The organism is Pseudomonas sp. IT-P4 (assembly GCF_949767755.1).
Classification (GTDB): domain Bacteria; phylum Pseudomonadota; class Gammaproteobacteria; order Pseudomonadales; family Pseudomonadaceae; genus Aquipseudomonas; species Aquipseudomonas monachiensis.
The window spans coordinates 1-25,803 of record NZ_CATKPX010000041.1 but is presented as its reverse complement, the minus strand read 5'-3'; the positions used below and the strand labels follow the sequence as shown (position 1 = coordinate 25,803).

Sequence of the window (25,803 nt, the reverse complement as noted above, 5' to 3'; positions counted from 1 at the left end):
CTGCGGGCTGCCGTAGATCCAATGTGGGAGCAAGCCCGCTCCCACAATGATTTGTGTTGTCAGCTTTTGGTTTGCAGGCGTACAGCAAGCACATCGCAAGGCGCGCCGTGCAGCACGTCATTGGCGGTGGAGCCCAGCAGCAGTGCCAGGCCGTGCCGGCCATGGCTGCCCACCACGATCAGGTCGCAGGTTTGCTCCTTGGCCAGGTGGTGGATCTCCTGGCGTGGCTGGCCGTAGGTCAGGTGGCTGTATTCCCTGGAGAGCTCCGGATATTTCAGGATCAGGCGGTCAAGACGCTCCTTGGCCTGATCGAACTGCTGTTGTTGCAGTTGTGACAGGTCCATCGGCACGTCGCCGCCGAAGGCCATCGCCATCGGCTCGACAATGTGCACCAGCGACAATTTCGCACCGTTGCTCACCGACAGTTCGCGAGCGCGGTGAATCACAGGGTCGCACTCTTCGGTCAGATCTACAGCGACCAGAATATGGTTGTAGGGCATGAGGTGCTCCTCCTGAGGGATGCAATATTGGTAAGTATGGCTGGTTTCAAGCGCATTGGTTCCAAAGTGACACAATGGGCTCATTCAAATTCGGGAGTACAGATATGACGGTCTGGATAGTGGTGTCAATCCTGTTGGTGGTGCTGAGCCCACTGGCATGGTTGCGGCCGTCGCGAGTTCAGAGCGGGCGCATAGCCTTGCGGATGGAGGCCCGGCGCATCGGACTGGCCATGCAATTGGCACCTCAGGAGTGGCCACACTGGCTCAGCCAGGAGCCGCCGAGCCCTTGCGCCCAGTACCATCGTCCGCGGCGCGGCCGTCAGCCGGCGTGCTGGAGTTACTGGCAAAAATCACCGGGTGTCTGGGTCAATCAGTGGCAGGAAATCTGTGAAGATCGTTCGTTGCTCGATCATTTCGAAAAATTGCCAGGCAATGTCTTCAAGGTCGAGGCCGACAAGCAAATAATCGCCTTGTATTGGGGCGAGAAGGGCGAGGCCGAGGTTTTGCAACGGATCGATGCCACCCTCAAGGCGCTGGCCTGACACCGCAGCCAGTAAAAATCATCAGGCAATAAAAAGCCCGACAAAATCATCGGGCGGGTTGGCCAGGCAGGCCGGTAATCGGTGTTGGCTGATCTTACGCTGGGCATTCGCCAAAAGCGTTCACAATTTTCCTCCAGGTTTCGCCAGCGTAGCTTGTTAAACACGGGCTGCAGCGAATTAGGGCGAATTTTCTAACAATTGATTCTATGAATGACCTTGCATGTTTCGGCGTGTTTAAGGTCTTCGCAGTACGGATATGACCGGAAAGTCGCGTTTCAACCCGTGTTTTGGGCGATTGACAATTGTCGGAAATTCCGTGAAGGTGACATACCCAAATCAAACGGGCGTATGAATTGAGCGTTTGTATTTCAGACCGCTCCTACAGAATCCCGACTATCGCGTTGGCGGGTGTGCCGGGGGAATGGGCGTAGCATTGACGATCAACGTCCCTGCCAAGCCGTTCGCCTGCGTCCGACGTGTACTGTTCAGCTTCCATATCGTGGAGATCAGTTGATGATTTACGAAGGTAAAGCCATCACGGTTAAGGCTCTTGAAAGTGGCATCGTCGAACTGAAGTTCGACCTCAAGGGTGAGTCCGTCAACAAGTTCAACCGTCTAACCCTGAACGAACTGCGTCAGGCCGTAGACACCATCAAGGCAGATGCTTCGATCAAGGGCGTGATCGTCAGCAGTGGCAAGGACGTGTTCATCGTCGGCGCCGACATCACCGAATTTGTCGACAACTTCAAGCTGCCGGATGCAGAACTTGTTGCTGGCAACCTCGAAGCCAACAAGATTTTCAGCGATTTCGAAGACCTCAACGTCCCGACTGTTGTTGCCATCAACGGCATCGCGTTGGGTGGCGGTCTGGAAATGTGCCTGGCGGCGGACTACCGCGTCATGTCCACCAAGGCCAAGATCGGTCTGCCGGAAGTCAAGCTGGGCATCTACCCAGGCTTCGGCGGTACTGTGCGCCTGCCGCGCCTGATCGGTGCCGACAACGCCATCGAGTGGATTGCCGCCGGCAAGGAAAACCGTCCTGAAGACGCGCTGAAAGTCGGCGCCGTCGACGCAGTGGTAGCTCCTGAGCAGCTGCAGAACGCCGCGCTGGAACTGATCAAGCGCGCCATCTCCGGCGAGTTCGACTACAAGGCCAAGCGCCAGCCGAAGCTGGAAAAACTCAAGCTGAACGCCATCGAACAAATGATGGCTTTCGAAACCGCCAAGGGTTTCGTTGCTGGCCAGGCTGGCCCGAACTACCCGGCGCCGGTTGAAGCGATCAAGACCATCCAGAAAGCCGCGAACTTCGGTCGCGACAAGGCGCTGGAAATCGAGGCTGCCGGTTTCGTCAAGCTGGCCAAGACCTCTGCCGCGCAGAGCTTGATCGGCTTGTTCCTGAACGATCAGGAACTGAAGAAAAAGGCCAAGGCCTACGACGAAATCGCCAAGGACGTGAAGCAGGCTGCCGTACTCGGCGCCGGCATCATGGGCGGCGGTATCGCCTATCAGTCGGCTTCCAAAGGCACGCCGATCCTGATGAAGGACATCAACGAGCACGGTATCGAGCAGGGTCTGGCCGAAGCCGCCAAACTGCTGGTTGGCCGCGTTGATAAAGGTCGCATGACCGCCGCGAAAATGGCTGAAGTGCTCAACGGCATTCGTCCAACCCTGTCCTACGGTGATTTCGGTCACGTGGACCTGGTGGTGGAAGCGGTCGTCGAGAACCCCAAGGTCAAGCAAGCGGTACTGGCTGAAGTCGAAGACAAGGTCAAGGAGGACACCATTCTGGCGTCCAACACCTCGACCATTTCCATCACCTTGCTGGCCAAGGCCCTCAAGCGTCCGGAAAACTTCGTCGGCATGCACTTCTTCAACCCGGTGCACATGATGCCGCTGGTGGAAGTGATCCGTGGCGAGAAGTCCAGCGAGTTGGCGGTTGCCACCACCGTTGCCTACGCCAAGAAAATGGGCAAGAACCCGATCGTCGTCAACGACTGCCCGGGTTTCCTGGTCAACCGTGTCCTGTTCCCGTACTTCGGCGGTTTCGCCAAGCTGGTCAGCGCCGGTGTGGACTTCGTCCGTATCGACAAGGTCATGGAAAAGTTCGGCTGGCCTATGGGCCCGGCCTACCTGATGGACGTGGTCGGCATCGACACCGGTCACCACGGTCGTGACGTGATGGCTGAAGGCTTCCCGGACCGCATGAAAGACGACCGTCGTTCGGCCGTTGACGTGCTCTACGAAGCCAAGCGCCTGGGCCAGAAGAACGGCAAGGGTTTCTACGCCTACGAGACCGACAAGAAGGGCAAGCAGAAGAAAGTCGCCGATCCTTCGGTACTGGAAGTGCTCAAGCCGATCGTCTTTGAACAGCGCGAAGTCACCGACGAAGACATCATCAACTGGATGATGATCCCGCTGTGCCTGGAAACCGTTCGTTGCCTGGAAGACGGCATCGTCGAAACCGCTGCCGAAGCCGACATGGGTCTGGTCTACGGTATTGGTTTCCCTCCATTCCGTGGCGGTGCGCTGCGCTACATCGACTCGATCGGTGTGGCAGAGTTCGTTGCCCTGGCTGACCAGTACGCTGACTTGGGCGCGCTGTACCACCCGACCGCGAAGCTGCGCGAAATGGCCAAGAACGGCCAGAGCTTCTTCGGTTAAGCGCCCCCAACTAGAGTGAGAGTGAACTTATGAGCTTGAATCCTAGAGACGTCGTGATTGTCGACTTCGGTCGTACTCCGATGGGCCGCTCCAAGGGCGGCATGCACCGCAACACCCGCGCCGAAGACATGTCGGCGCACCTGATCAGCAAACTGCTGGAACGTAACGTCAAGGTCGACCCGAACGAAGTGGAAGACGTGATCTGGGGCTGTGTGAACCAGACCCTGGAGCAGGGCTGGAACATCGCGCGCATGGCGTCGCTGATGACCCAGATCCCGCACACCTCGGCCGGCCAGACCGTCAGCCGCCTGTGTGGCTCGTCCATGAGCGCACTGCACACTGCCGCGCAAGCGATCATGACCGGCAACGGTGACGTTTTCGTGGTGGGCGGCGTCGAGCATATGGGTCACGTGAGCATGATGCACGGTGTCGATCCGAACCCGCACATGTCGCTGTACGCGGCGAAAGCCTCGGGCATGATGGGCCTGACCGCGGAAATGCTGGGCAAGATGCACGGCATCACTCGCGAGCAGCAGGATGCTTTCGGCGTGCGCTCCCACCAACTCGCCCACAAGGCGACCGTGGAAGGCAAGTTCAAGGACGAAATCATCCCGATGCAGGGCTACGACGAGAACGGTTTCCTGAAAACCTTCGACTACGACGAAACCATTCGTCCGGAAACCACCCTGGAAAGCCTGGCGGCTCTGAAGCCGGCGTTCAATCCGAAGGGCGGCACCGTGACAGCCGGTACCTCGTCGCAGATCACCGATGGTGCCTCGTGCATGATCGTGATGTCGGCGCAGCGCGCACAGGACCTGGGCATCCAGCCTCTGGCGGTGATTCGTTCGATGGCGGTGGCAGGTGTGGATCCGGCAATCATGGGCTATGGTCCAGTACCGGCCACACAAAAAGCATTGAAGCGCGCGGGTCTGGGCATCTCCGACATCGACTTCTTCGAGCTCAACGAAGCTTTCGCCGCACAGGCCTTGCCAGTGCTGAAAGATCTGAAAGTGCTCGACAAGATGAACGAGAAGGTTAACCTGCACGGCGGCGCGATCGCCCTGGGCCACCCGTTCGGTTGCTCCGGTGCGCGTATCTCCGGCACTTTGCTCAATGTGATGAAGCAGAATGGCGGTACCTTCGGGGTAGCCACCATGTGCATTGGTCTCGGCCAAGGCATCTCCACCGTCTTCGAACGCGTTTAAGCGTCTCGTTGATGGAAGCCGGGGCCAAGTGCCCCGGTTTTTGTTTTTCCGGATTTATTTTTGTTTTTATTTTGAAAAAATTCAGTGAGGGCCAAAGCATGCCGATACAACCTGGGCTCTACCAACATTACAAAGGTCCGCAGTACCGCGTATTCAGTGTTGCGCGGCATTCGGAAACCGAAGAAGAAGTGGTCTTCTACCAAGCCCTGTATGGCGATTACGGCTTTTGGGTGCGTCCCTTGAGCATGTTCCTGGAGTCCGTCGAAGTTGACGGCGAACAGGTGCCACGCTTTGCTTTGGTGGAGGCCGAAGAAAGCCTTTTCAACAAGCCATAAGCTGAGTGCGCGCAAAACCCTGCGCTTGACCTCACCTTGTTGCCACTATATATAGCGGTGCCGCGTCAGGCGCCAACCGCCTTTCACTTCTCGAATTCAGGAATTTTCTGATCCATGGGCAAATCGCTGGTCATTGTGGAATCCCCGGCTAAGGCCAAGACCATCAACAAGTATTTGGGCAACGAATACGTGGTGAAGTCGAGTATCGGCCATATCCGAGACCTGCCCACCAGCGGTTCGGCTAGCGCCAGCAAAGAGCCAGCCGCCAAGCGCGGTAAGGCTGCCGCGGGTGAAGTGCCGGCACTGTCGCCGAAAGAAAAAGCGCGCAAGCAGCTGGTCGCTCGCATGGGGGTCGATCCGGACCATGGCTGGAAAGCCAAGTACGAGATCCTCCCGGGCAAGGAAAAGGTCATCGAAGAGCTGCGCCGGCTCGCCAAGGATGCTGACACCATCTATCTCGCAACCGACTTGGACCGCGAGGGGGAAGCCATTGCCTGGCACCTGCGCGAAGCCATCGGTGGTGACGACACCCGCTACAAGCGCGTGGTGTTCAACGAAATTACCAAGAAGGCGATCCAGGAAGCCTTCTCGAAGCCAGGCGAACTGGATATCGACCGCGTTAACGCCCAGCAGGCGCGTCGTTTCCTCGACCGCGTCGTGGGCTACATGGTTTCGCCGCTGCTGTGGGCCAAGATCGCTCGCGGTCTGTCTGCCGGTCGCGTGCAATCGGTTGCCGTGAAGCTGGTGGTCGAGCGCGAACGTGAAATCCGTGCGTTCATCCCGGAAGAGTACTGGGAAGTCCACGCCGACCTCGGCACCGCCAAAGGCGCGACCGTGCGTTTCGACGTGGCTCGCGAAAAGGGCGAAGCCTTCAAGCCGCTCAACGAAACCCAGGCCATGGCTGCACTGGAGAAGCTCAAGGCTTCCAGCTACAGCATCGTCAAGCGCGAAGACAAACCGACCAGCAGCAAGCCGTCGGCGCCGTTCATCACCTCCACCCTGCAACAGGCCGCGAGTAACCGCCTGGGCTTCGGTGTGAAGAAAACCATGATGATGGCCCAGCGTTTGTACGAAGCTGGCTACATCACTTATATGCGTACTGACTCCACCAACCTTTCGGTTGATGCCGTGGCGATGGCGCGTACCTATATTGAAGGCGAGTTCGGCAAGAAGTACCTGCCGGAAACCCCGAACGTCTACAGCAGCAAGGAAGGCGCACAAGAGGCTCACGAAGCGATTCGTCCGTCCGACGCCAATACCGAGCCAAGCAAGCTGTCGGGCATGGAGCGTGACGCTGAGCGCCTCTACGAGCTCATCTGGCGCCAGTTCCTCGCTTGCCAGATGCTGCCGGCGCAATACCTGTCGACCACGGTCACTGTGGGTGCCGGCGACTTCGAGCTGCGCGCCAAGGGCCGCATCCTGAAGTTCGACGGTTACACCCGCGTCATGCCGCAAATCGCCAAGCCAGGCGATGACGACGTACTGCCGGACATGGCCCAGGGCGACGCGATGAAGCTGATCAAGCTTGATCCGACCCAGCACTTCACCAAGCCGCCGGCGCGTTACTCGGAAGCCAGCCTGGTAAAAGAAATGGAAAAACGCGGCATCGGTCGTCCTTCGACCTACGCGGCGATCATTTCGACCATTCAGGACCGCGGCTACGTGGCGCTGCACAACCGTCGTTTCTACTCGGAAAAGATGGGTGACATCGTCACCGAGCGTCTGGCCGAGAGCTTCTCCAACCTGATGGACTACGGCTTCACCGCCGGCATGGAAGAGCATCTCGATGACGTGGCCCAGGGCGAACGTGACTGGAAAAACGTGCTCGACGAGTTCTACGGGGACTTCAAGAAGAAACTCGAAGTAGCCGAAAGCCCGGAACACGGCATGCGCGCCAACCAGCCCGTCATGACTGACATTCCGTGCACCACCTGCGGCCGGCCGATGCAGATCCGTACCGCGTCGACCGGTGTGTTCCTCGGTTGCTCGGGCTACAGCCTGCCGCCGAAAGAACGCTGCAAGGCCACCGTCAACCTGGTGCCGGGCGACGAAATCGCCGCGGACGACGAGGGTGAGTCGGAGTCGCTGGTGTTGCGTGGCAAGCATCGCTGCCCGATCTGCAGCACGGCGATGGATGCCTACCTGCTCGATGAAAAGCGCAAGCTGCACATCTGCGGTAACAATCCGGATTGCGATGGCTACGAAATCGAAGAGGGCACTTATCGTATCAAGGGCTATGAAGGTCCGAGCCTGGAGTGCGACAAGTGCGGTAGCGAGATGCAGCTCAAGACCGGCCGTTTCGGCAAGTTCTTCGGTTGCACCAATGCTACTTGCAAGAACACCCGCAAGCTGCTGAAGAGCGGTGATGCGGCGCCGCCGAAGATGGATCCGGTGAAGATGCCTGAGCTGAAATGCGAAAAGGTCAACGACACCTACATCCTGCGCGACGGTGCATCCGGTCTGTTCCTGGCCGCCAGCCAGTTCCCGAAAAACCGCGAGACCCGTGCTCCGCTGGTGATGGAAATCATCCCGCACAAGGACGAGATCGATCCGAAGTATCACTTCCTCTGCGAAGCGCCGAAGAAAGATCCGGATGGCCTCCCGACTGTGATTCGTTACAGTCGCAAGACCAAGGAGCAGTACGTGCAGACCGAAGTCGACGGTAAGCCGACTGGCTGGAAAGCGTTCTACGACGGCGGCAAGTGGACGGTCGAAGACAAGCGTCCGGCTGCGAAGGCGTAAAGCGTCGCGGCACTGAAAAGGCCGCATGAGAACCCTCGGGTTTTCATGCGGCCTTTTTTGGTGCTCCTGCAAAGAAGGGGGGGCTTGCGGTTGGATCGGCTGATCCTCGACACTGTCCAACCTGCATGAAGCAATTATTTCGTTGTGGAGGCTGCCGTCATGGCCCACGAACTGTATACCCGCACCAATCAGAAGATTTATTTCGCCGGCTTGTCGCTCGAAGCGCTGGCCCGCACTGAAGAGGGGCGGGCGATGAATTCGCTGGCGCTGATCCAGGCCGGACGCGAATCCACGCTGTTTCACCTGTACGGTGCGCTGTTGGGTCTGTGTCACGAAATCGCCGGTTTCTATCGCTTGCCTCAGGCCAATGCGCCCCGTGCAGAGATGTTGCTGACTCGCGAGGTGCTGGACACCATCGCCATTCCGGAAATGGCTGAGCTGGTCGAACTGGCCAATAATCCGGAAACCTGGCTGGCCAAGCTGTTGGCCGCTCATGCGGCATTGTTTCAGCCGCCACGCGCGCCTCACAAGCCGAAAGGGGACGTGACCCAGCCTCTGATCCAGGCTGTCAATCTGGATGAAGAGGAGGCACCGCAAGAGCTGAGTCGGGAAGAGCTGGAGAGCTGGCGTCAGAATCTGAAAGGATTGGCGATCCGCTTTCGCGAAGGCCTGAACGAGTGCTGACAGAAACAGTTTTGGGATGGCATCTGGTCAAGATCCCGAGCGAAGCCTGGCCGATGCCTATATAATCCCCGCCTTTCGTGGAGAACAGTCCTTTATGCCAACGTCCTTTCTAGAAATTGTCGAGTTACCAGACGGCCGTATCGAGCTGCGCAGGGCCGAGGACGAGGGTTCTCTGGTTACTTTGGATTTCTCCGAGGACGCCAAGGCATTCCTGCAAGGGCAGCACGTGGAAGTCGCCAAGGCGATGTTGAGCGTGGGTGTTCAGATGGCCGGTCGCCTGGTTGAAGGCGAATTCGACAAGGAAGAGGGGTCGCGGGTTCTTCATTGACCCCCGTCTGTCGCTTTTCTTGATGTCGTTACTCATCGGCTTCTCTGTCCCTGGAGAAGCCTTGCGCGGTGAAGCACGCGTCTTGTCTGCCGGTTAACCCAGTCGAATATTCAGGCTCTGAGCGTCCCCGGTGCGGGCGGCGCTGATCAGTTGTTGCCGCGATTGGGAGCTCAACGGGTTGATCCAGCTGACCACCGTGTGGCTGCGACCCAGGCGCAGGGCTTCGCAGGTCAGTTGCTGGGCGCTCTGGGTGCCCCGTGGTTGCAGCAACAGAATGCGCTCGCGGTTGAGGCCGGCATCTCGCAGCCAGGCTTGAGTCAGGCTGGCGGGCGGGGCGATCAGTGTCAGCCAGCGTGCGTCCTGGTCCTGGCTCAATTCCCTGAGGATCGGTGCCAGGAGGCTCAGGCAGTTCCCGGCTGCACCACGCAGTGACAGCTCGCTGAAAACGTCAGGTTCGGCGCTCCAGGGGGACTCGACTACGTCTTTCAGGATCGGCGCCAATGGCTGTGCCATGAACGCTTCGAACAACGGCAGTTGGGTTTGCTGTGGTGATGTCTGTGGGAACTGCATGGTGCCTCCTTTAGCGGCGAATAACGCCAACACTCAAGCCTTCGATCACCAGTTCCTGGTCTTGAAGGTTCACTTCAATAGGGGCGAACTCGGGGTTCTCGGCGATCAGCCAGACTTTGCTGCCGTCACGCTTGAAGCGCTTGACGGTCACTTCGTCGCCGATTCGCGCAACCACGATCTGGCCGTTGCGGGCTTCGCGGGTGGTGTGGACCGCCAGCAGGTCGCCGTCGAAAATGCCGATATCCTTCATGCTCATCCCGTGGACGCGCAGCAGGTAGTCGGCGCGCGGATGGAAGAAGGCGGGATTGATGTTGCAGGATTCTTCGATGTGTTGCTGCGCAAGAATCGGAGCGCCGGCCGCGACCCGGCCAATGATCGGCAGGGTGGAGTCGTCGGCCTTGGCTTCGAAACCGGGGATGCGAATGCCACGGGAGGCGCCAGGCGTCATCTCGATTGCACCCTTGCGAGCCAGTGCCTTGAGGTGTTCTTCCGCCGCATTGGGCGACTTGAAGCCCAGTTCCTGAGCGATTTCCGCACGGGTGGGTGGATACCCGTTGTCTTCCAGGCAGCGCTTGATGAAGGCCAGAATCTCTGCTTGTCGTGGCGTCAGCTTTAGCATATCGATCGCTCTGTTTTTTTATACAGTGACTGGGATTATATACAGTGAGGCGATCTTGGCAATGCTCCTTTTTTCAGTCGCCGCCGGACGGTCAAACAGTCAGTGGATTGAAGCTTTGCCGTTGTGTGGTTAAATGTCTGACCGACCATTCCCGAAACGAACTGCCAGACTTGACAATGCACAGGTTGAAACGTATGTTTCAAACAAGTGTTTGTCAGGCGGAGTAGCCATGGCCCAGTCGGAAACCGTTGAACGCATTCTTGATGCAGCCGAGCAGTTGTTCGCGGAAAAAGGTTTCGCCGAAACCTCGTTGCGTCTGATCACCAGCAAGGCGGGTGTCAACCTGGCGGCGGTGAACTATCACTTCGGTTCGAAGAAGGCGTTGATCCAGGCGGTTTTCTCGCGGTTCCTCGGTCCGTTCTGCATCAGCCTCGATAAAGAGCTGGAGCGGCGTCAGGCCAAGCCTGAAATCAAGCCGACCCTCGAAGAGTTGCTGGAAATCCTCGTCGAGCAGGCGCTGGTGGTGCAGCCGCGCAGCGGCAACGACCTGTCCATCTTCATGCGTTTGCTGGGGCTGGCGTTCAGTCAGAGCCAGGGGCACTTGCGGCGTTATCTGGAAGACATGTACGGCAAGGTGTTCCGCCGCTACATGATGCTGGTCAACGATGCGGCGCCGCGTATCCCACCTATCGAACTGTTCTGGCGTGTGCACTTCATGCTGGGTGCGGCGGCGTTCAGCATGTCCGGTATCAAGGCCTTGCGCGCGATTGCCGAAACCGACTTCGGCGTGAACACCTCGATCGAGCAGGTCATGCGCCTGATGGTGCCGTTCCTGGCTGCCGGCATGCGCGCCGAATCCGGCGTTACCGACGCGGCCATGGCCACTGCCCAGCTGCGTCCGCGTAGCAAATCGACACCGGTTGCCGCCAAGGTTTAACCGCGCACGGGTGGGCGCGGCAGCTGACATCCGCTAAGCTAGCCGCCCATGCCGACTCTCGTTTTGAACCCGTTTCCCATTGATATCGCCGACCTGCCGGGCACAGCGTCTGGCGGCGAATTCGTGTGGGCCGGGTTTTCTGTTATCAAGGAATTTCTATGACTGCTGGCTTGCAAGGCTCGTTGATGGTGGACGTCGCCGGTACCTGGCTGACCGCTGAAGATCGCCAATTGTTGCGCCAGCCCGAAGTGGGTGGCCTGATCATCTTTGCCCGTAACATCGAGCATCCGCGTCAAGTGCGCGAGCTGAGTGCGGCCATTCGCGCCATTCGTCCCGATCTGCTGCTGGCGGTGGATCAAGAGGGCGGCCGCGTGCAGCGCCTGCGCCAGGGTTTCGTGCGCTTGCCTGCCATGCGCGCCATTGCCGACAACCCGAACGCCGAATACCTGGCCGAGCAGTGCGGCTGGATCATGGCTACCGAAGTGTTGGCTGTTGGCCTGGACCTGAGCTTCGCCCCGGTGCTCGACCTGGATTACCAGCGCAGCGCCGTTGTCGGCACTCGCTCGTTCGAAGGTGATCCCGAGCGCGCGGCCTTGCTCGCGGGTGCATTCATCCGCGGTATGAACAGCGCAGGCATGGCGGCTACCGGCAAGCACTTCCCCGGCCACGGCTGGGCTGAAGCGGATTCCCACGTCGCGATCCCCAACGACGAACGTAGCCTCGACGAGATTCGCGCCAATGACCTGGTGCCGTTTGCCAAACTGAGTAAGCAACTGGCCGCGGTCATGCCGGCCCACGTTATTTATCCACAGGTCGATTCCCAGCCCGCCGGTTTCTCCCGACGCTGGTTGCAGGACATCCTGCGTGGCGAACTGCAGTTCGATGGCGTGATTTTCAGTGATGACCTGTCCATGGCGGGCGCTCACGTGGTCGGCGATGCCGCCAGCCGTATCGAAGCGGCGCTGACTGCCGGTTGCGACATGGGCCTGGTGTGCAACGACCGTGCGGCCGCCGAACTGGCCTTGAGCGCTGCGCAACGCCTGAAGGTCAAGCCTTCCGAGCGCATTGCACGGATGCGCGGCCAGTCGTTCGCCAGCACCGAATACCGTCAGGACCCGCGCTGGCTGGCCGCTGTCGGCGCGCTCAAAGAAGCTCAATTGATTGATTAAGGACTGTTCGTTATGACGGTTTACGCGATTATCGGTGGCACTGGCCTGACTCAACTCGAAGGCCTGAGCATTCGCCAGTCACTGGCAGTGGACACGCCTTATGGCGCACCTTCGGCCGAGGTTCAGATCGGCGAGTATGCCGGCAAGGAAGTACTGTTCCTCGCGCGTCACGGCCATCCCCATCGTTTTCCGCCGCATCAGGTCAACTACCGCGCCAACCTCTGGGCGCTGAAGCAGGCCGGTGCCGAAGCCATTCTGGCGGTCAATGCCGTGGGTGGCATCCATGCCGCCATGGGCACCGGGCATTTTTGCGTGCCACATCAGTTGATCGACTACACCAGCGGTCGTGAGCACACCTACTTTGCCGATGACCTGGAGCACGTCACCCATATCGACTTCAGCTATCCCTATAGCGAACCGTTGCGCCAGCAACTGATTGCGGCATTGGCGGTGGAAGGCGTGGGTTACAGCAGTCATGGCGTGTATGCCTGCACTCAAGGGCCGCGACTGGAGACAGTGGCTGAAATCGCCCGACTGGAGCGCGACGGCTGCGACATCGTCGGCATGACCGGTATGCCGGAAGCGGCCCTGGCCCGCGAGCTGGAACTGGATTACGCCTGTCTGGCGCTAGTGGTGAACCCGGCGGCGGGCAAGTCGACGGCGGTGATTACCATGGCCGAGATCGAGCAGGCGTTGCATGACGGCATGGGCAAGGTGAAATCGACGTTGGCGCGGGTGCTCAAGGGCTGAGCCCCACTTGATACCGCGTTGACCCCATCGCGAGCAAGCTCGCTCCCACAGTGTCCGCGTCGAACACAACTTTTGCGGACATCACTGAACCTGTGGGAGCGAGCTTGCTCGCGATGGCGGTCTAAAAAACGCCGAAAGTCTCAACGTTTTTCGAGGTTTTCCGGCAGCGGCGCAAACAGCGCCTCGATATCATCGTTTTGCAGCTTCCAGTCCCCGGCCTTGCGCCCATCCAGCACACCGGCCGCGAGGTCGGATTTTTCCTTTTGCAGGTGCTGAATCTTTTCTTCCACCGTGCCGCGCGCGATCATTTTGTAAACGAACACCGGCTTCTCCTGGCCGATGCGATACGCGCGGTCGGTCGCCTGGTTTTCCGTCGCCGGGTTCCACCACGGGTCGTAATGAATCACCGTGTCCGCCTCGGTCAGGTTCAGGCCAACGCCACCGGCCTTCAGGCTGATCAGAAAAATCTGACGCTTGCCGCTTTGGAATTCCTTCACTGGAGTACGGCGGTCGCGGGTCTGGCCGGTTAGCAGGGCGTAGGCCACGCCGCGTTTGTTCAGTTCGTCTTCGATCAGCGACAGCATTGAAGTGAACTGCGAGAACAGCAGGATTCGTCGACCTTCCTCGAACAATTCCTCGAGCATTTCCATCAGGCTGTCGAGCTTGCCCGACGTGCTGCCACGGCTTGGCGGGGTCGCCTCGTTGACCAGGCGCAAATCGCAACACACCTGACGCAGCTTGAGCAGGGCTTCGAGAATAATGATCTGGCTGCGGGCCACGCCTTTGCGGGTGATCTCGTCGCGGACTTTCTTGTCCATGGCCAGGCGCATGGTTTCGTACACATCACGCTGGGCCTCGTTGAGTTCGACCCAGTGAATGATCTCGGTTTTCGGCGGCAACTCGGTCGCCACCTGTTCCTTGGTGCGGCGCAGCAGGAAAGGTTTGATCCGACCGTTGAGGTGCGCAAGCCGTACTTCGCTGGTGCGTTTTTCAATCGGCATGCGGTAATCGCGGTTGAAGCTTTTGACGTCGCCCAGCCAGCCGGGCAGGAGGAAGTGAAACAGTGACCAGAGTTCACCGAGGTGGTTTTCCAGCGGCGTACCGCTCAGGCACAGGCGCTGTCGGGCATTGAGCTCGCGGGCAGCCTGGGCGGCCTTGCTGGTCGGGTTCTTGATGTATTGCGCTTCATCCAGCACCAATATGTGCAAGGGCTGCGCCGCCAGGCGTTCGACATCCTTGGGCAGCAGTGCATAGGTGGTCAGGATCAGATCGTAGTCAGCCAGCTTGTCGAAGTGCTTTTTGCGGCCGGCACCGTACAGCGCCAGTACCTTGAGCTGCGGCGTAAAGTGCGCCGCTTCGTCGAGCCAGTTGGGGATCAGGCTGGTCGGCATCACCACCATGCACGGCCGATCCAGGCGGCCGGCGTTTTTCTCGCTCAGCACATGGGCCAGTGTCTGCAGGGTTTTGCCCAGGCCCATGTCGTCCGCGAGAATTCCACCCACCTCCAACTGCCGCAGTGATTGCATCCAGCTCAAGCCTTCGAGCTGATACGGACGCAGCGTCGCATTCAGGCCTTCCGGGGCGATGGCCGTGTGGTCCTTGATGTCGCGCAGGCGCTGGGCAAAGGTGCGGATCTGTTCGCCACCCTCCCACAGTAGCGGCATGTCTTCCAGCGGGTTCAGGCGCGTGGCATCGGCTTTACTCAGGCGCAGCGTGGTGTCGCCGGGCTCCTGCAGGTAGAACTCGCCAAGGGTGGCCAGCACCGGTTTCAAGCGGCCGAAGGGCAGGGCGACTTGCAGCGGGCCGTGCTCGGAATTCGGGCGATTGGGGATATTCACCAGGATCAGCTCGTCGTCGCGGCGTCGGGCGAGGCGTTCCGGGTTGAGGATTTCGGTGTGGGAGCGCATCAGGTTGAGCAGGATCGGCAACAGGCTCAGGCGTTCGCCGTTGACGATGATCCCCAGTTCCAGGTCGAACCAGTCGCGCTCCGGAGCCTGCTCGACCGTGGCGTACCAATCGTCTACCGCTGTCAGGTCGAACCCGAAGTCCTCGTCGATCTGCAACTCCCAGCCCTGGGCGCGCAACTTCGGCAGTTCATTGAGGGTAAAGGTCAGCCAGGCGCTGTCATTGACCATCTCGAACAGCTCGCCGGCGCTTTCCGGCAAGGCCTTGCTTTGCCGGGTGGCGACTTTGAAGCCGAGGATTCGCAGTTGCTCGCGGTAGGACTGTTCCACGTCCGGGTGGCGTTTTATCCGCAGCGTCTGGGTTTCCTGGCGAATCAGGATGTCGGTGTTTTTCTGCCCGCTGACGTACTCGTCCAGGTAACTGAAAGACAGCGCCGCGCGATGCTGGATGTAGCGCTGCATTCGACCGTTGCGCGGTTCGAAGGCGCTAAACTCGATACTCGCCAGCCATAGGCGCGGTACCGGTTGCACATTGTCCACCAGCACTTGCGGCGGGGCTTTCGGGCTGCGGTTTTCCAGGACGGCCTGGAGCTTTTCCAGGAGTTCGGCGTCTTTGGCGGCAGCGGGGTAGTCGAGGGTTTCCTGCACTTGCAGGAGCACCGCCGCGCAATGTTTGCAGTTGCTGTGGACCGGGCAGGAGCAGGTGGCGTCGACCATCAGCAGCGTGCCTTTGGCTGACTCGCGCAGGCGAATGGTCTGACGGTAAACGTTACCGCCAGAGCCTTCACACGCGGCGACGATGGTTGCGTCGCCGGCCTCGACGATCCTGACGCGATTCTCCAGCGCGTAACGGCGACCACGCTCCAGGCTCTGTTCCTTGAATCGGCTGACCCAGGACGGTGCGAGGGGTTTGCTCAGGGTCGCGGACATAGGGAATCAGTCCGGAATTTCTTCGGGAGCTGCTCGGGGTGCGGGGGCGGTCAGCGAGGTGATCTTGATCAACAGGCCGAGGTGGCCGTTATCGAGAAAATTCAACTGGCCGTTCTTGGTGTGGCTTTCCTGTTTCAGGCGCTCGCTGGCGGTCACCATGCCATTGGCATCGATCTGGTTGACCCAGAAATCGGCGTCGACGTCGGTAAAGCGTCCCAGTTTCATGTTCAGTGTGCCCTCGATCGGGAACTGACCATATTGTTCCTTACCGTCGCTGACCGCCACTTTGCTGGCCGTTTCACCGAGGGGTTGTTGCCAGGCCTTGTGCAGCAACACCGTGTAGTCGGCGCTGCTGGTGAGTTTTTCCACCTCGCCATTGAGGCTTGGCGTGCGCAGGCTGTCGGGGCTGACCGGTTGGGCGCCCGCCGCCCAGTCTTCCGGCGCGGCGCGGCTGACAATCGCCGGCACGGCGTTTTGACGGACCAGAATCATTTCGACCTGATACAGGTCATCGGCAAATGCCGTGGGTGCGACCAGCGTTGGCATCAACAGGGTCAGCAGGGTCAGTGAGCGAAACAGGCGCATGCGGCGTCCTTCAAGCAGTTTTCGGAACGAGGCGCTCGAACAGCGCCTCTACAGTATTAAAGCGCTCTTCCGGGCGCTCCATCGGAACCATGAACTTGAACATCGTGGCGCCTTCGAATTTGTAGCGTTTTGGCTGGCTCTGGATCAGTTTGATCAGGGTCAGCGGGTCGACCGGCGTCTGTGCGGCGAACTCGACGCGACCGCCCTGGGGGCCGCCATCGACTTTCTTGATGCCCAGTTGCTCGGCCTGCAATTTCAATGCAGTGATACGGATCAGGTTCTTGGTCGGTTCCGGCAGCAGGCCGAAACGGTCGATCATCTCCACCTGCAAATCCTTGAGGCCGTCCTCGTCGGTGGCCGAGGCAATGCGCTTGTAGAGAATCAGGCGGGCGTGGACATCCGGCAGGTAGTCTTCCGGGATCAACGCCGGTACCCGCAAGTTGACTTCCGGACCGCCGCCGAGCGGTTGATCGAGGTTCGGCTGCTCGCCCTTGCGGATCGACTTCACCGCGCGCTCGAGCATTTCCATGTACAGCGTGAAGCCGACAGCCTGGATCTGCCCGCTCTGGCCGTCGCCGAGCAGTTCGCCGGCGCCACGGATTTCCAGGTCGTTGGTGGCGAGCACGAAGCCCGCGCCGAGGTCCTGGGTGTTGGCAATCGCTTCCAGGCGCTTTTCCGCGTCCGGGGTGATTTGCTGGCGTGGCGGCGTCAGCAGGTAGGCATAGGCCTGGTGGTGGCTGCGTCCGACCCGGCCGCGCAACTGGTGCAACTGTGCCAGGCCGAACTTGTCGGCACGCTCGATGATGATGGTGTTGGCGCTTGGTACGTCGATGCCGGTCTCGATGATGGTCGAGGCGATCAGCACGTTGAAGCGCTTGTGGTAGAAGTCGCTCATCACCTGTTCGAGTTCGCGTTCGCGCATCTGCCCGTGGCCGATGCCGATCCGTGCTTCCGGCACCAGTTCGGCGAGGTCGGCGGCGCATTTCTCGATGGTCTTCACGTCGTTGTGCAGGTAGTAGACCTGGCCGCCACGCAGCAGCTCACGCAGCAGGGCCTCTTTGACCGTGCTCTTGTTCTGTTCCATGACGAAGGTGCGGACCGACAGGCGGCGGGCCGGCGGCGTGGCGATGATCGACAGGTCGCGCATGCCTGATACCGCCATGTTCAGCGTGCGCGGAATCGGCGTGGCGGTCAGGGTCAGGATGTCGACTTCGCTGCGCAGGGCCTTGAGCTGTTCTTTCTGGCGCACGCCGAAACGGTGTTCCTCGTCGATGATCACCAGGCCAAGGTTTTTGATCTTCACGTCGTCCTGCAGCAGCTTGTGCGTGCCGATGACGATGTCGATCTTGCCTTCGGCCAGGTCCGCGACTGCCGCATTCACTTCCTTGGCCGACTTGAAGCGGCTCATCACTTCCACGGTTACCGGCCAGTCGGCAAAGCGGTCGCGGAAGCTGTTGTAGTGCTGCTGGGCGAGCAGGGTGGTCGGCACCAGGATCGCCACCTGGCGACCGCCGTGCACGGCGATGAACGCGGCGCGCATCGCCACTTCGGTCTTGCCGAAGCCGACGTCGCCACATACCAGGCGATCCATCGGCCTGGGCGCAAGCATGTCTTCGCGCACCGCGTCGATGGTGGTTTGCTGGTCCGGGGTTTCTTCGAACGGGAAGCCGGCGCTGAAGGTGGCGTAGTCGGCCTTCGGGTCGGCGAAAGCGTAGCCTTCGCGGGCGGCGCGGCGGGCATAGATGTCGAGCAGCTCGGCGGCGACGTCGCGCACCTGTTCGGCGGCTTTGCGCTTGGCTTTCTGCCAGGTCTCGGAACCGAGGCGGTGCAGCGGGGCCAGGGCATCGTCGCTGCCGGTGTAGCGAGCGATCAGGTGCAGGTTGGCCACCGGCACATAAAGCTTGGCGCCTTCGGCGTATTCCAGGGCGAGGAATTCAGCGGTCTGGCTGTCGATTTCCAGGGTCGCCAGGCCCAGGTAGCGGCCGACGCCGTGGTCGATGTGCACCACCGGCGCACCTTCGCGCAGCTCGGTGAGGTTCTTGATGACGGCATCGTTGTTGGCATCGGCGCGCTTTTCGCGGCGACGGCGCTGCATCACGCGCTGGCCGAACAACGGGCTTTCCGCGACAAGGGCCAGGGCCGGGTTGTCGAGCAGCAAGCCTTCGTCGAGCGGGGCGATGGTGATCGCCAGGCGTTCCTTGCCGGCGACAAAGTCCGGCCAGCTGTCGACGGTTTTCGGTCGCAGCTTCAAGCGTTCCAGCAGCTCCAGCAGCACCTCGCGGCGACCTGCCGATTCGGCGGTGAACAGCACGCGGCCGGGGAACTGGTCGAGGAACTCCGCCAGTGCCGCCAGCGGTTGGGTGGCCTTGGCTTCGATCGCCAGGTTGGGCAACTCGCGAGCGGGGAAGCGCTCGCGACCGCCACCGCTTTCCACATCCTGTTGACTGGCCACCACGCGCGGCCAGTTCTTCAGGCGCGCGAAGCAGTCTTCCACCGGCAGGAACAGTTCGGCGGGCGGTAATAAAGGACGGGACGGGTCGACGCGGCGTTCTTCATAGCGATTGCGTACGTCGTTCCAGAAGTTTTCCGCGGCCTGTTCGATGCCGGGCAGCGAGAACACTTGGGTGTCCTGGGGCAGGTAATCGAACAGCGTCGAGGTTTCTTCGAAGAACAGCGGCAGGTAGTACTCGATGCCGGCCGGGGTAATCCCGCTGCTCAAATCCTGGAAAATCGGGCAGCGGCGGAAATCGACATCGAAGCGCTCGCGAAAGCGCGCCTTGAAGCGAGTGACCGCTTCTTTTTGCAGCGGGAATTCCTTGGCCGGCAACAGCTTGACCGAATCAACCTTGTCGATCGAGCGCTGGTTCTCCGGGTCGAAGGTGCGCAGGGTTTCGATTTCGTCGTCGAACAGGTCGATGCGATACGGCAGTTTGCTGCCCATCGGGAACAGATCGATCAGCGAGCCGCGAACGGTGAACTCGCCGTGCTCATACACCGTATCGACGTAGCGATAGCCCGTGGCTTCAAGCCGGGTGCGCATTTGCTCGACGTCGAGCTTCTGGCCGATGTCCAGCACCAGGCTGCTGCCGAGCAGGAATTTGGTCGGCGCGAGGCGATGCAGGGCGGTCGTGATCGGCACCACCAGCACGCCATGGCTCAGTTCCGGCAGCCGGTACAGACTGGCGATGCGCTGGGAAATGATGTCCTGGTGCGGCGAGAACAGGTCGTAGGGCAGGGTTTCCCAGTCCGGAAAGTGCAATACGGGCAAATCCGGGGCGAAGAAACCCAGCTCCTGTTCCAGCCGTTCGGCACTTTGGCTGTCGGCGGTCAGCAGCAGGGTAAAGCGCTTGGCAGCGCTGGCGGCCTCGGCGATGGCCAGGCTCAGGGTGGCACCGGGCAGGTTGCCCCAGTGCTGTTTACCTGCCGCGGCAGGGAGAAGCGGTAGACGCAGAACGGGCACGGAAGGTTGAGCTCCAAGCGTTGCGACAAAGTCGGCAATTGTAGCGGTCAACGATGCCGCCTGTCAGTTGCTGACTGTGTCTAAAGCACGGGTTTGGTGAAATGTAGTGGTAAAGACAAAATCCGGCGCTTTTTTGCCATGAATTATTGAATATGTAGTGGCAAAAACAACGAGTGTTACGGAGGGTTACGGATAACGACGCGCGGCCTCCAAAAAATTGACTGCGCTGAAAGCCCCGGTTTTATTGGGTTTGCGCGGGGCGTAATTTTTTTGAACGACGAATTGTTACGTAAAGCACGACGGGCGCGCATTGCTACCGCTGTCACTCGGCGGCATAATGTAGCCCCTTTTTTCTGCCCCTACATGTGGAAGGTTCCCGTGACTCAGAAGCCCGACCAGTGTCTTGGTGAATGGATCGACCGTGAAGCACTCGCAGAAGCGATGATTCCGCTTATCGGTCAGCTCTACCGCAATAACAACGTGGTGAGCTCGATCTATGGCCGCAGCCTGATCAATCGTTCAGTCATTGCGATTCTCAAAGCTCACCGCTTTGCTCGTCACCGTCAGTCCGACGAAAGCGAGCTGTCCGTCCACGAAACATTCCCGCTGATCAAGGCGATGAGCGAACTCAAGCTCGGCGCCGCTTCGGTGGACCTGGGCAAGCTGGCGGCCAAGTTCAAGGCCGAAGGCAATGGCCGTACTGCCGAGCAGTTCGTCCGTGAAGAACTGGCTGACGTGGTTGGCCAGCAAAACGCATCGGCCCGCAAAGGCACCGACGTTGTCCTCTACGGCTTCGGTCGTATCGGCCGTCTGCTGGCGCGCATCCTGATCGAGAAAACCGGTGGTGGCGACGGCCTGCGCCTGCGCGCCATCGTTGTCCGCAAGGGCGCCGAGAACGACCTGGTCAAGCGTGCCAGCCTGCTGCGCCGCGACTCGGTCCATGGTCCGTTCGATGGCACCATCACCATCGATGAAGCCAACAACACCATCACCGCCAACGGCAACCTGATCCAGGTTATCTACGCCAAGAGCCCGGCCGAAGTCGACTACACCCAGTACGGCATCGAAAACGCCCTGATCGTCGACAACACCGGTGTATGGCGTGACGCTGACGGCCTGGGCCAGCACCTGGCCTGCCCGGGCGCTGCCCGCGTGATCCTCACCGCACCTGGCAAGGGCGCGCTGAAGAATATCGTGCATGGCATCAACCATGGCGAAATCACCCCTGACGACAAGATCATCTCGGCGGCTTCCTGCACCACCAACGCCATCGTGCCGGTGCTAAAGGCGGTCAACGACAAGTACGGCATCGTCAACGGCCACGTCGAAACCGTTCACTCGTTCACCAACGACCAGAACCTGATCGACAACTTCCACAAGGGCAGCCGTCGTGGCCGCGCCGCGCCGCTGAACATGGTTATCACCGAGACCGGTGCCGCCACCGCAGCCGCCAAGGCGCTGCCAGTGCTCAAGGGCAAGCTGACCGGCAACGCGATTCGCGTTCCTACGCCGAACGTGTCGATGGCCATCCTGAACCTGAACCTGGAAAAGGCCACCACTCGCGAAGAGATCAACGAGTACCTGCGCCAGATGGCCATGCACTCGGACCTGCACAAGCAGATCGACTACGTGAGCTCCCAGGAAGTGGTTTCCACCGACTTCGTTGGCTCGCGCCACGCAGGCGTAGTGGACGCTGAAGCGACCATCACCCAGGATAACCGCGTTGTTCTGTACGTCTGGTACGACAACGAGTTCGGTTACAGCTGCCAGGTGGTTCGCGTGATGGAAGACATGGCCGGTGTAAACCCGCCAGCATTCCCGCGCTAAGTCTTTAGCTGCACATGAAACGCCCCGGCCCTGGTCGGGGCGTTTTTGTTTGTGCGCTCCGCAATAAATACGCTTTAGAAACAATCCTGTAGGAAAAGGATCGTTTCTATTGGCGAAACTTCTGAATCATTCTTTTGACCCTGCCGTGAGGATCGCGACGCTGTTAGCGTCCGCCGCATTATTTCTGAACACCCTTCCTGGGATATGGATTTTGAAATGAATGCACCCATGCAGCCTTTGTATACCAACGATGTTTCCCCAGAGTATCTGCGCAGTCTGGACAATCCACACTTCACTGAGCAGCAAATTGCGCAATTCCATGAGCACGCCCAAGTGGTTGTGCGTCAACAGCAGGCCTACATCGACGCTCATCCTGCTATCGCAATCTTCCGGTGCGCAACCGAGGGCAGCCACACCCGTAACGGCGGGGTGATCCAGCAAGGGACAGGGCCGCTGGAGTTCAAGTTGGAAAATGGACGCTCGGTGCGCGTAGCGCGAACAGGCGACTACGTCCTGTATGCCGATGGCAGTACGGCGCAAATCATTACCGGCGCAGGGCAAGACAACAATGATGTGGCGCTGGTCGGCAGCATGCTCAGCAATGGCGACGAAATCATCAATACACCGCAAGGCGGCTACGTGTTTATTGCGCGCGAAGGTGTGTCGATGGGCGAGGATTTTTTGCCATCGGTCGCGGATTGAGTGACGAAGTCTGGCGCTGTCCAAAGCTGTCTCAGTGCTGCGTTGCTTAAATGCTCACGCAGCTGATGGTCGAAAACTTTCTGGACTCGGCCGGAAGTAACGGAGAAGAAATTCAATGAAAGAAGGACATTTCATCGGTCTGAATGACCGAACCACTTGTGGTGGCAAAGTTCTGGATGGTGATACCCGGATCATGATGTATGGCGTTGCCCACGCCTGCGATGGTGATCGAGTTACCTGTGGAAAAGACGGGAAGACGTATCGGATCGTCGGTGGTATTTCGCACATGATCAGTCATGGAAAGCTCATGGCTGGTACGCTGGACAGTTACAGTAATTGCCCCTGTAAAGCTCGACTGATCCCCTCCGTAATGACGGCCACGTATCAAAGCAACGCAAGCCCTGCAAAGCCGGCCACCAGGGCTGCGGGCTCATCGGCGGCTCCGGCTGAAAACAGCTTTACGGCCAAACCTCAGGTGGTTGATCTGAAGCTGGCAGATAAAATCTCTGCACCACCCGGCGACCTTGGTGGAAGCGAAGCCTGTAACCATCCAGACCAGATGGAAGAGCTTGCCAGCTACATCGCAGGTGAGATGAATAGGAACATCAAGCATCCGTCCGTGTTGAAAATGAAAGAGCTGATGAGCTACGACAGCAGCGCGCAAGCCAGGAAATTTCGGGCGTTACCCTGGTACGCCAGACTGGCTGGACCACCAAATTTCAACGGAATTGCATGGACGAAGAAGCTTGAGGCGATGGCGATCTGGACGAAGCAGGTGGGTCAGAATATGGAGTGGGATCACAAGCCGAAGCTTCGGGCTATGTACAACGATGACGTCCGGCACAAGCAAGGCCGATATGACTACTACTACGATATTTGGTCGAACATCCATTATGGGTACGTCGGCATAGTAGGTGGGCTTTCACAAAGCGTATTGTTGGATGGTGCGGGAGTTGAGCAAATTGGCTCGGACACAAAAAGGTGGATTGAAGACCATAAGAAATACCCAGGCCCGCATCTAACTGCGAGTCTAGTTGACGGACTACGGGCATTTGACGATATAGCCGATAGGGTGGCGATAAGTATTGGTGTGAAACTCGCCAGTCAATACGCAAATGGCGGGGTGACAGCCAAAATCATCATGAGCGAAGTTTTGGCAGTCGCACCCGAAAATTGGGGGGATGGAGTTCGTGAGCACTCCTGCACGTAAAAGAGGTCAATCTTTTAAAAGGTGGTTGTGGATTCCGATTGTGTATCTGGCCATCACCCACTGGGATATTGCGCTACCTACGGTTACTATTCACTATCCCGAGAGCGGAAGGGAGGAGCTCAGATACATCTGGAATGTCCAAGACCGGGTATACAAAGGAGGGATGCAACCCGGCGGAGGCACAGTCGATAATGGTCACCTGTTTCCGGATGATAATTTTTTTATGGAAATCTCCTGGTGGAGCAAAAATGTTCGTGCCCACTGCGTCAACATAACCCCGAAGTGGCCTAATACGGATATCTATCTTGATGCCAATGGTGATATTGATCTCAGCGAAGGCAGTGGCACTGATTCGGATCGCTTGAAACAATGTATCACAGATACCGCGAGCCCCTGAAAGATGCCAAGTTCTGAGGGGATCGGCTTCACAAGATTATCAGTATCCCAAAATGTAAATAAAAGGGTGCTGCTTTTGTTTATGCGTAGACTGCTAGCAATATTGCTTCTGATATATTTTGTCTGGTATGTCTCCGTGCCAAGGGTGAAAGTCTATTTCTCAGAGGAGGGGGGGCGGAAAGTTGGAGTTTGTTCTAAATACTCAGCACGATATATTTCGAGGAGAAATCTCCCCTGGCCAATCTACAGGAGGTCCCGGCCATATTTTTAAAAATAATGATTTTTTCATGCAGTTCGACTGGACTGTCTCAGGGAAAAGTCATTGCGTAAGGATAAGTCCTAAGTGGCCAACGACCAGTATATATATTGGAGCAGATGGAGCTCTCGATAGCGGTCACACTAGTGCAGCCGATTCAGATCGATTAACGGAATGCCCTCGGCAATGAGTACAGGATCAAAAAAAACGCTCCGACCTTCATTCTACGGTCAGCCCTTGGACTGAATTGTGACCATGGGAGGATAAAGTGTCGATAAACATCGGTTTAAAACTCGCCAATCAGCACCCTGATGGCGGGATAACTGCGCAGATAATTGTGAAGTGTTGGCAGTTGCTCCGGAAAACTGGGGGGAAGGAGTCCGTGTCCACGACTGCAAGTAAATCCCGGAGGCGGTATAAGCGATGGTTGTGGATTCCAGTTGTGTTTTTGGCCATCACTCATTGGGATATTGCGTTACCTACTGTGACTGTTCACTACTCCGAAGATGCTCGTGGCGAACTTAAATACATATGGAACGTGCAGGACCGTATTTTCAAGGGGCGTATGCAACCCGGAGGCGGTACGCGTGATTATGGCTTTCTGTTTCCGGATGAGAATTTTTCATGGAAATTTCCTGGTGGAACGATGGCGCGCTCCGACATTGCGTCAACGTAACCCCTAGGTGGCCCAATACGCATATTTACCTCAATGCCAATGGCGACATTGATTACAGCGAAGGCAGTGGCACGGATGCGCATCGACTGAAGCAATGCTTCACGGATACCGCAAGCCCATGAAGAGTAGTGAGATGCACAACTTGTAAGGTGAATCTAGGAGACGGAGTCCGTGTCCATTCCTGGTAATAAACCTCGGTCGCGTTACATTCGGTGGCTATTGATTCCGTTGATACCACTATTGCTGCCATTGGTGGTTCTTCTCTTGATCGCCCTCTGGCAAATTATTGTGCTGCCCGCCGCGACGGTTCATTACTCCAAGAATGACGAAGGCGAATTGCGGTTCATCTGGAATGTACAACGCCGGATATACAAAGGTGGTATGCCCCCTGGCAGCAGCACACGCGATCATGGTTTTTTGTTTCCTGATGAGAAGTTTTTCATGGAGATCTCTTGGTGGAACGATAAAGATCTCCGACACTGCGTAAATATCACCCCGACATGGTCCAATACGCACATCTACCTTGATGCCAACGGCGATATTGATCGCAGCGAAGGCAGCGGTACGGATTCGCATCGACTAAAACAATGCGTCACCGATACCGCGACTCCATGAAAAGACCCCGATTGCAGCCATTGCAGTTCGGTCAAGAACTTTGTAGGAGCGAGATTACTCCGGGCGGTGTTCCGATGATGGAGCCAGGAGCGCTGCGTTTAACCAGTAAACATGCGTTATCGTTGACGACCATCGCGAGCGAGCTCGCTCCTACAGGGATTGGTGGTGTTTGCGCGGTCGTGATCACACCAGCGATCCAA

The 25,803-nt window shown here is 58.6% G+C and carries 22 protein-coding genes; 16 read left to right on the top strand and 6 right to left on the bottom strand.

The features are described 5' to 3' along the window. Positions 1 to 59: 59 nt before the first annotated feature. Complete coding sequence (locus ACM6IT_RS17460) at positions 60 to 500, bottom strand: universal stress protein (protein ID WP_007974054.1); 441 nt, start codon at positions 498 to 500, stop codon at positions 60 to 62. Positions 501 to 604: 104 nt separating this feature from the next. On the opposite strand from ACM6IT_RS17460, the gene ACM6IT_RS17455 reads away from it, so the two are divergent. From ACM6IT_RS17455 to ACM6IT_RS17425, 7 genes are all read left to right on the top strand, one after another. Then, positions 605 to 1,042, top strand: coding sequence for a hypothetical protein (locus tag ACM6IT_RS17455; RefSeq protein WP_056721993.1), 438 nt, complete (start codon positions 605 to 607; stop codon positions 1,040 to 1,042). 513 nt (positions 1,043 to 1,555) lie between these two features. Continuing rightward, complete coding sequence (fadB, locus tag ACM6IT_RS17450) at positions 1,556 to 3,703, top strand: fatty acid oxidation complex subunit alpha FadB (RefSeq protein WP_414918404.1); 2,148 nt, start codon at positions 1,556 to 1,558, stop codon at positions 3,701 to 3,703. Between the two features lie 29 nt (positions 3,704 to 3,732). Further along, the gene (gene fadA, locus ACM6IT_RS17445) at positions 3,733 to 4,908 is read left to right on the top strand and encodes an acetyl-CoA C-acyltransferase FadA (RefSeq protein ID WP_008023006.1); all 1,176 of its coding nucleotides are present in this window, start codon (positions 3,733 to 3,735) and stop codon (positions 4,906 to 4,908) included. Positions 4,909 to 5,006: 98 nt separating this feature from the next. Then, on the top strand, positions 5,007 to 5,243 hold the full coding sequence (locus ACM6IT_RS17440) for a DUF1653 domain-containing protein (RefSeq protein ID WP_414918407.1): 237 nt from the start codon (positions 5,007 to 5,009) through the stop codon (positions 5,241 to 5,243). Between the two features lie 114 nt (positions 5,244 to 5,357). After that, positions 5,358 to 7,985: a type I DNA topoisomerase gene (gene topA, locus ACM6IT_RS17435; RefSeq protein ID WP_046041393.1), complete on the top strand. Its 2,628-nt coding sequence runs from the start codon at positions 5,358 to 5,360 to the stop codon at positions 7,983 to 7,985. Positions 7,986 to 8,144: 159 nt separating this feature from the next. Next, positions 8,145 to 8,669: a DUF6586 family protein gene (locus ACM6IT_RS17430; protein WP_056721996.1), complete on the top strand. Its 525-nt coding sequence runs from the start codon at positions 8,145 to 8,147 to the stop codon at positions 8,667 to 8,669. A 94-nt stretch (positions 8,670 to 8,763) separates the two neighbouring features. Further along, a complete protein-coding gene (locus ACM6IT_RS17425) occupies positions 8,764 to 8,997 on the top strand; it encodes a hypothetical protein (RefSeq protein WP_046041430.1) in 234 nt (77 codons plus the stop codon). A gap of 93 nt (positions 8,998 to 9,090) precedes the next feature. Here the strand turns inward: ACM6IT_RS17425 and sulA are convergent, their stop codons facing one another. Together sulA and lexA are read right to left on the bottom strand one after the other, a co-directional pair. After that, positions 9,091 to 9,567, bottom strand: a complete 477-nt coding sequence (gene sulA / locus ACM6IT_RS17420; protein WP_056721998.1) for an SOS-induced cell division inhibitor SulA — start codon at positions 9,565 to 9,567, stop codon at positions 9,091 to 9,093. A 10-nt stretch (positions 9,568 to 9,577) separates the two neighbouring features. After that, a complete protein-coding gene (gene lexA, locus ACM6IT_RS17415; protein WP_007995278.1) occupies positions 9,578 to 10,186 on the bottom strand; it encodes a transcriptional repressor LexA in 609 nt (202 codons plus the stop codon). Positions 10,187 to 10,415: 229 nt separating this feature from the next. Here lexA and ACM6IT_RS17410 point away from each other — a divergent pair, with 229 nt between their 5' ends. The 3 genes from ACM6IT_RS17410 to ACM6IT_RS17400 all read left to right on the top strand — a co-directional run bounded on the left by ACM6IT_RS17410 (position 10,416) and on the right by ACM6IT_RS17400 (position 13,042). Beyond that, positions 10,416 to 11,123 (top strand): TetR/AcrR family transcriptional regulator, encoded by a 708-nt coding sequence (locus tag ACM6IT_RS17410; protein WP_056722000.1) that lies wholly within the window; start codon positions 10,416 to 10,418, stop codon positions 11,121 to 11,123. A 158-nt stretch (positions 11,124 to 11,281) separates the two neighbouring features. Then, positions 11,282 to 12,292: a beta-N-acetylhexosaminidase gene (gene nagZ / locus ACM6IT_RS17405; protein ID WP_056722002.1), complete on the top strand. Its 1,011-nt coding sequence runs from the start codon at positions 11,282 to 11,284 to the stop codon at positions 12,290 to 12,292. Positions 12,293 to 12,304: 12 nt separating this feature from the next. After that, positions 12,305 to 13,042 (top strand): S-methyl-5'-thioinosine phosphorylase, encoded by a 738-nt coding sequence (locus tag ACM6IT_RS17400; RefSeq protein WP_056722004.1) that lies wholly within the window; start codon positions 12,305 to 12,307, stop codon positions 13,040 to 13,042. A 140-nt stretch (positions 13,043 to 13,182) separates the two neighbouring features. Here ACM6IT_RS17400 and ACM6IT_RS17395 read toward each other — a convergent pair whose 3' ends face one another. Genes ACM6IT_RS17395 through mfd form a run of 3 tightly spaced genes read right to left on the bottom strand, consistent with a single transcriptional unit; the run spans position 13,183 to position 19,921 of the window. Then, positions 13,183 to 15,876 (bottom strand): SNF2-related protein, encoded by a 2,694-nt coding sequence (locus ACM6IT_RS17395; RefSeq protein WP_414918403.1) that lies wholly within the window; start codon positions 15,874 to 15,876, stop codon positions 13,183 to 13,185. Positions 15,877 to 15,882: 6 nt separating this feature from the next. After that, on the bottom strand, positions 15,883 to 16,461 hold the full coding sequence (locus ACM6IT_RS17390) for a CsiV family protein (protein WP_056722008.1): 579 nt from the start codon (positions 16,459 to 16,461) through the stop codon (positions 15,883 to 15,885). Between the two features lie 10 nt (positions 16,462 to 16,471). Then, positions 16,472 to 19,921, bottom strand: coding sequence for a transcription-repair coupling factor (gene mfd, locus ACM6IT_RS17385; RefSeq protein WP_414918402.1), 3,450 nt, complete (start codon positions 19,919 to 19,921; stop codon positions 16,472 to 16,474). A gap of 363 nt (positions 19,922 to 20,284) precedes the next feature. On the opposite strand from mfd, the gene ACM6IT_RS17380 reads away from it, so the two are divergent. The 6 genes from ACM6IT_RS17380 to ACM6IT_RS17355 all read left to right on the top strand — a co-directional run bounded on the left by ACM6IT_RS17380 (position 20,285) and on the right by ACM6IT_RS17355 (position 25,603). Continuing rightward, positions 20,285 to 21,748, top strand: a complete 1,464-nt coding sequence (locus tag ACM6IT_RS17380) for a glyceraldehyde-3-phosphate dehydrogenase (protein WP_056722011.1) — start codon at positions 20,285 to 20,287, stop codon at positions 21,746 to 21,748. Between the two features lie 216 nt (positions 21,749 to 21,964). Continuing rightward, positions 21,965 to 22,450 (top strand): hypothetical protein, encoded by a 486-nt coding sequence (locus ACM6IT_RS17375; RefSeq protein WP_414914695.1) that lies wholly within the window; start codon positions 21,965 to 21,967, stop codon positions 22,448 to 22,450. 115 nt (positions 22,451 to 22,565) lie between these two features. Then, entirely contained in the window at positions 22,566 to 23,660 is a 1,095-nt protein-coding gene (locus tag ACM6IT_RS17370) for a polymorphic toxin type 44 domain-containing protein (protein ID WP_414918401.1), read from the top strand. Continuing rightward, positions 23,632 to 24,057: a hypothetical protein gene (locus tag ACM6IT_RS17365; RefSeq protein ID WP_414914697.1), complete on the top strand. Its 426-nt coding sequence runs from the start codon at positions 23,632 to 23,634 to the stop codon at positions 24,055 to 24,057. The genes ACM6IT_RS17370 and ACM6IT_RS17365 overlap by 29 nt, the downstream gene beginning before the upstream one ends. Before the next feature lie 697 nt (positions 24,058 to 24,754). Next, on the top strand, positions 24,755 to 24,988 hold the full coding sequence (locus ACM6IT_RS17360) for a hypothetical protein (protein WP_414914698.1): 234 nt from the start codon (positions 24,755 to 24,757) through the stop codon (positions 24,986 to 24,988). A 171-nt stretch (positions 24,989 to 25,159) separates the two neighbouring features. Continuing rightward, positions 25,160 to 25,603, top strand: a complete 444-nt coding sequence (locus ACM6IT_RS17355) for a hypothetical protein (protein ID WP_414914699.1) — start codon at positions 25,160 to 25,162, stop codon at positions 25,601 to 25,603. The last annotated feature ends 200 nt before the right edge of the window (positions 25,604 to 25,803 follow it).

Excerpts from the sequence above, each read along its gene's own strand:
- fadA (WP_008023006.1), top strand. The coding sequence starts at position 3,733 with ATGAGCTTGAATCCTAGAGACGTCGTGATTGTCGACTTCGGTCGTACT.
- ACM6IT_RS17375 (WP_414914695.1), top strand. The coding sequence starts at position 21,965 with ATGAATGCACCCATGCAGCCTTTGTATACCAACGATGTTTCCCCAGAG.
- ACM6IT_RS17390 (WP_056722008.1), bottom strand. The coding sequence starts at position 16,461 with ATGCGCCTGTTTCGCTCACTGACCCTGCTGACCCTGTTGATGCCAACG.
- ACM6IT_RS17455 (WP_056721993.1), top strand. The coding sequence starts at position 605 with ATGACGGTCTGGATAGTGGTGTCAATCCTGTTGGTGGTGCTGAGCCCA.
- ACM6IT_RS17460 (WP_007974054.1), bottom strand. The coding sequence starts at position 500 with ATGCCCTACAACCATATTCTGGTCGCTGTAGATCTGACCGAAGAGTGC.
- fadB (WP_414918404.1), top strand. The coding sequence starts at position 1,556 with ATGATTTACGAAGGTAAAGCCATCACGGTTAAGGCTCTTGAAAGTGGC.
- lexA (WP_007995278.1), bottom strand. The coding sequence starts at position 10,186 with ATGCTAAAGCTGACGCCACGACAAGCAGAGATTCTGGCCTTCATCAAG.
- sulA (WP_056721998.1), bottom strand. The coding sequence starts at position 9,567 with ATGCAGTTCCCACAGACATCACCACAGCAAACCCAACTGCCGTTGTTC.
- topA (WP_046041393.1), top strand. The coding sequence starts at position 5,358 with ATGGGCAAATCGCTGGTCATTGTGGAATCCCCGGCTAAGGCCAAGACC.
- ACM6IT_RS17370 (WP_414918401.1), top strand. The coding sequence starts at position 22,566 with ATGAAAGAAGGACATTTCATCGGTCTGAATGACCGAACCACTTGTGGT.
- ACM6IT_RS17380 (WP_056722011.1), top strand. The coding sequence starts at position 20,285 with ATGTGGAAGGTTCCCGTGACTCAGAAGCCCGACCAGTGTCTTGGTGAA.
- nagZ (WP_056722002.1), top strand. The coding sequence starts at position 11,282 with ATGACTGCTGGCTTGCAAGGCTCGTTGATGGTGGACGTCGCCGGTACC.
- ACM6IT_RS17425 (WP_046041430.1), top strand. The coding sequence starts at position 8,764 with ATGCCAACGTCCTTTCTAGAAATTGTCGAGTTACCAGACGGCCGTATC.
- ACM6IT_RS17400 (WP_056722004.1), top strand. The coding sequence starts at position 12,305 with ATGACGGTTTACGCGATTATCGGTGGCACTGGCCTGACTCAACTCGAA.
- ACM6IT_RS17410 (WP_056722000.1), top strand. The coding sequence starts at position 10,416 with ATGGCCCAGTCGGAAACCGTTGAACGCATTCTTGATGCAGCCGAGCAG.
- ACM6IT_RS17395 (WP_414918403.1), bottom strand. The coding sequence starts at position 15,876 with ATGTCCGCGACCCTGAGCAAACCCCTCGCACCGTCCTGGGTCAGCCGA.
- ACM6IT_RS17430 (WP_056721996.1), top strand. The coding sequence starts at position 8,145 with ATGGCCCACGAACTGTATACCCGCACCAATCAGAAGATTTATTTCGCC.
- ACM6IT_RS17365 (WP_414914697.1), top strand. The coding sequence starts at position 23,632 with ATGGAGTTCGTGAGCACTCCTGCACGTAAAAGAGGTCAATCTTTTAAA.
- ACM6IT_RS17440 (WP_414918407.1), top strand. The coding sequence starts at position 5,007 with ATGCCGATACAACCTGGGCTCTACCAACATTACAAAGGTCCGCAGTAC.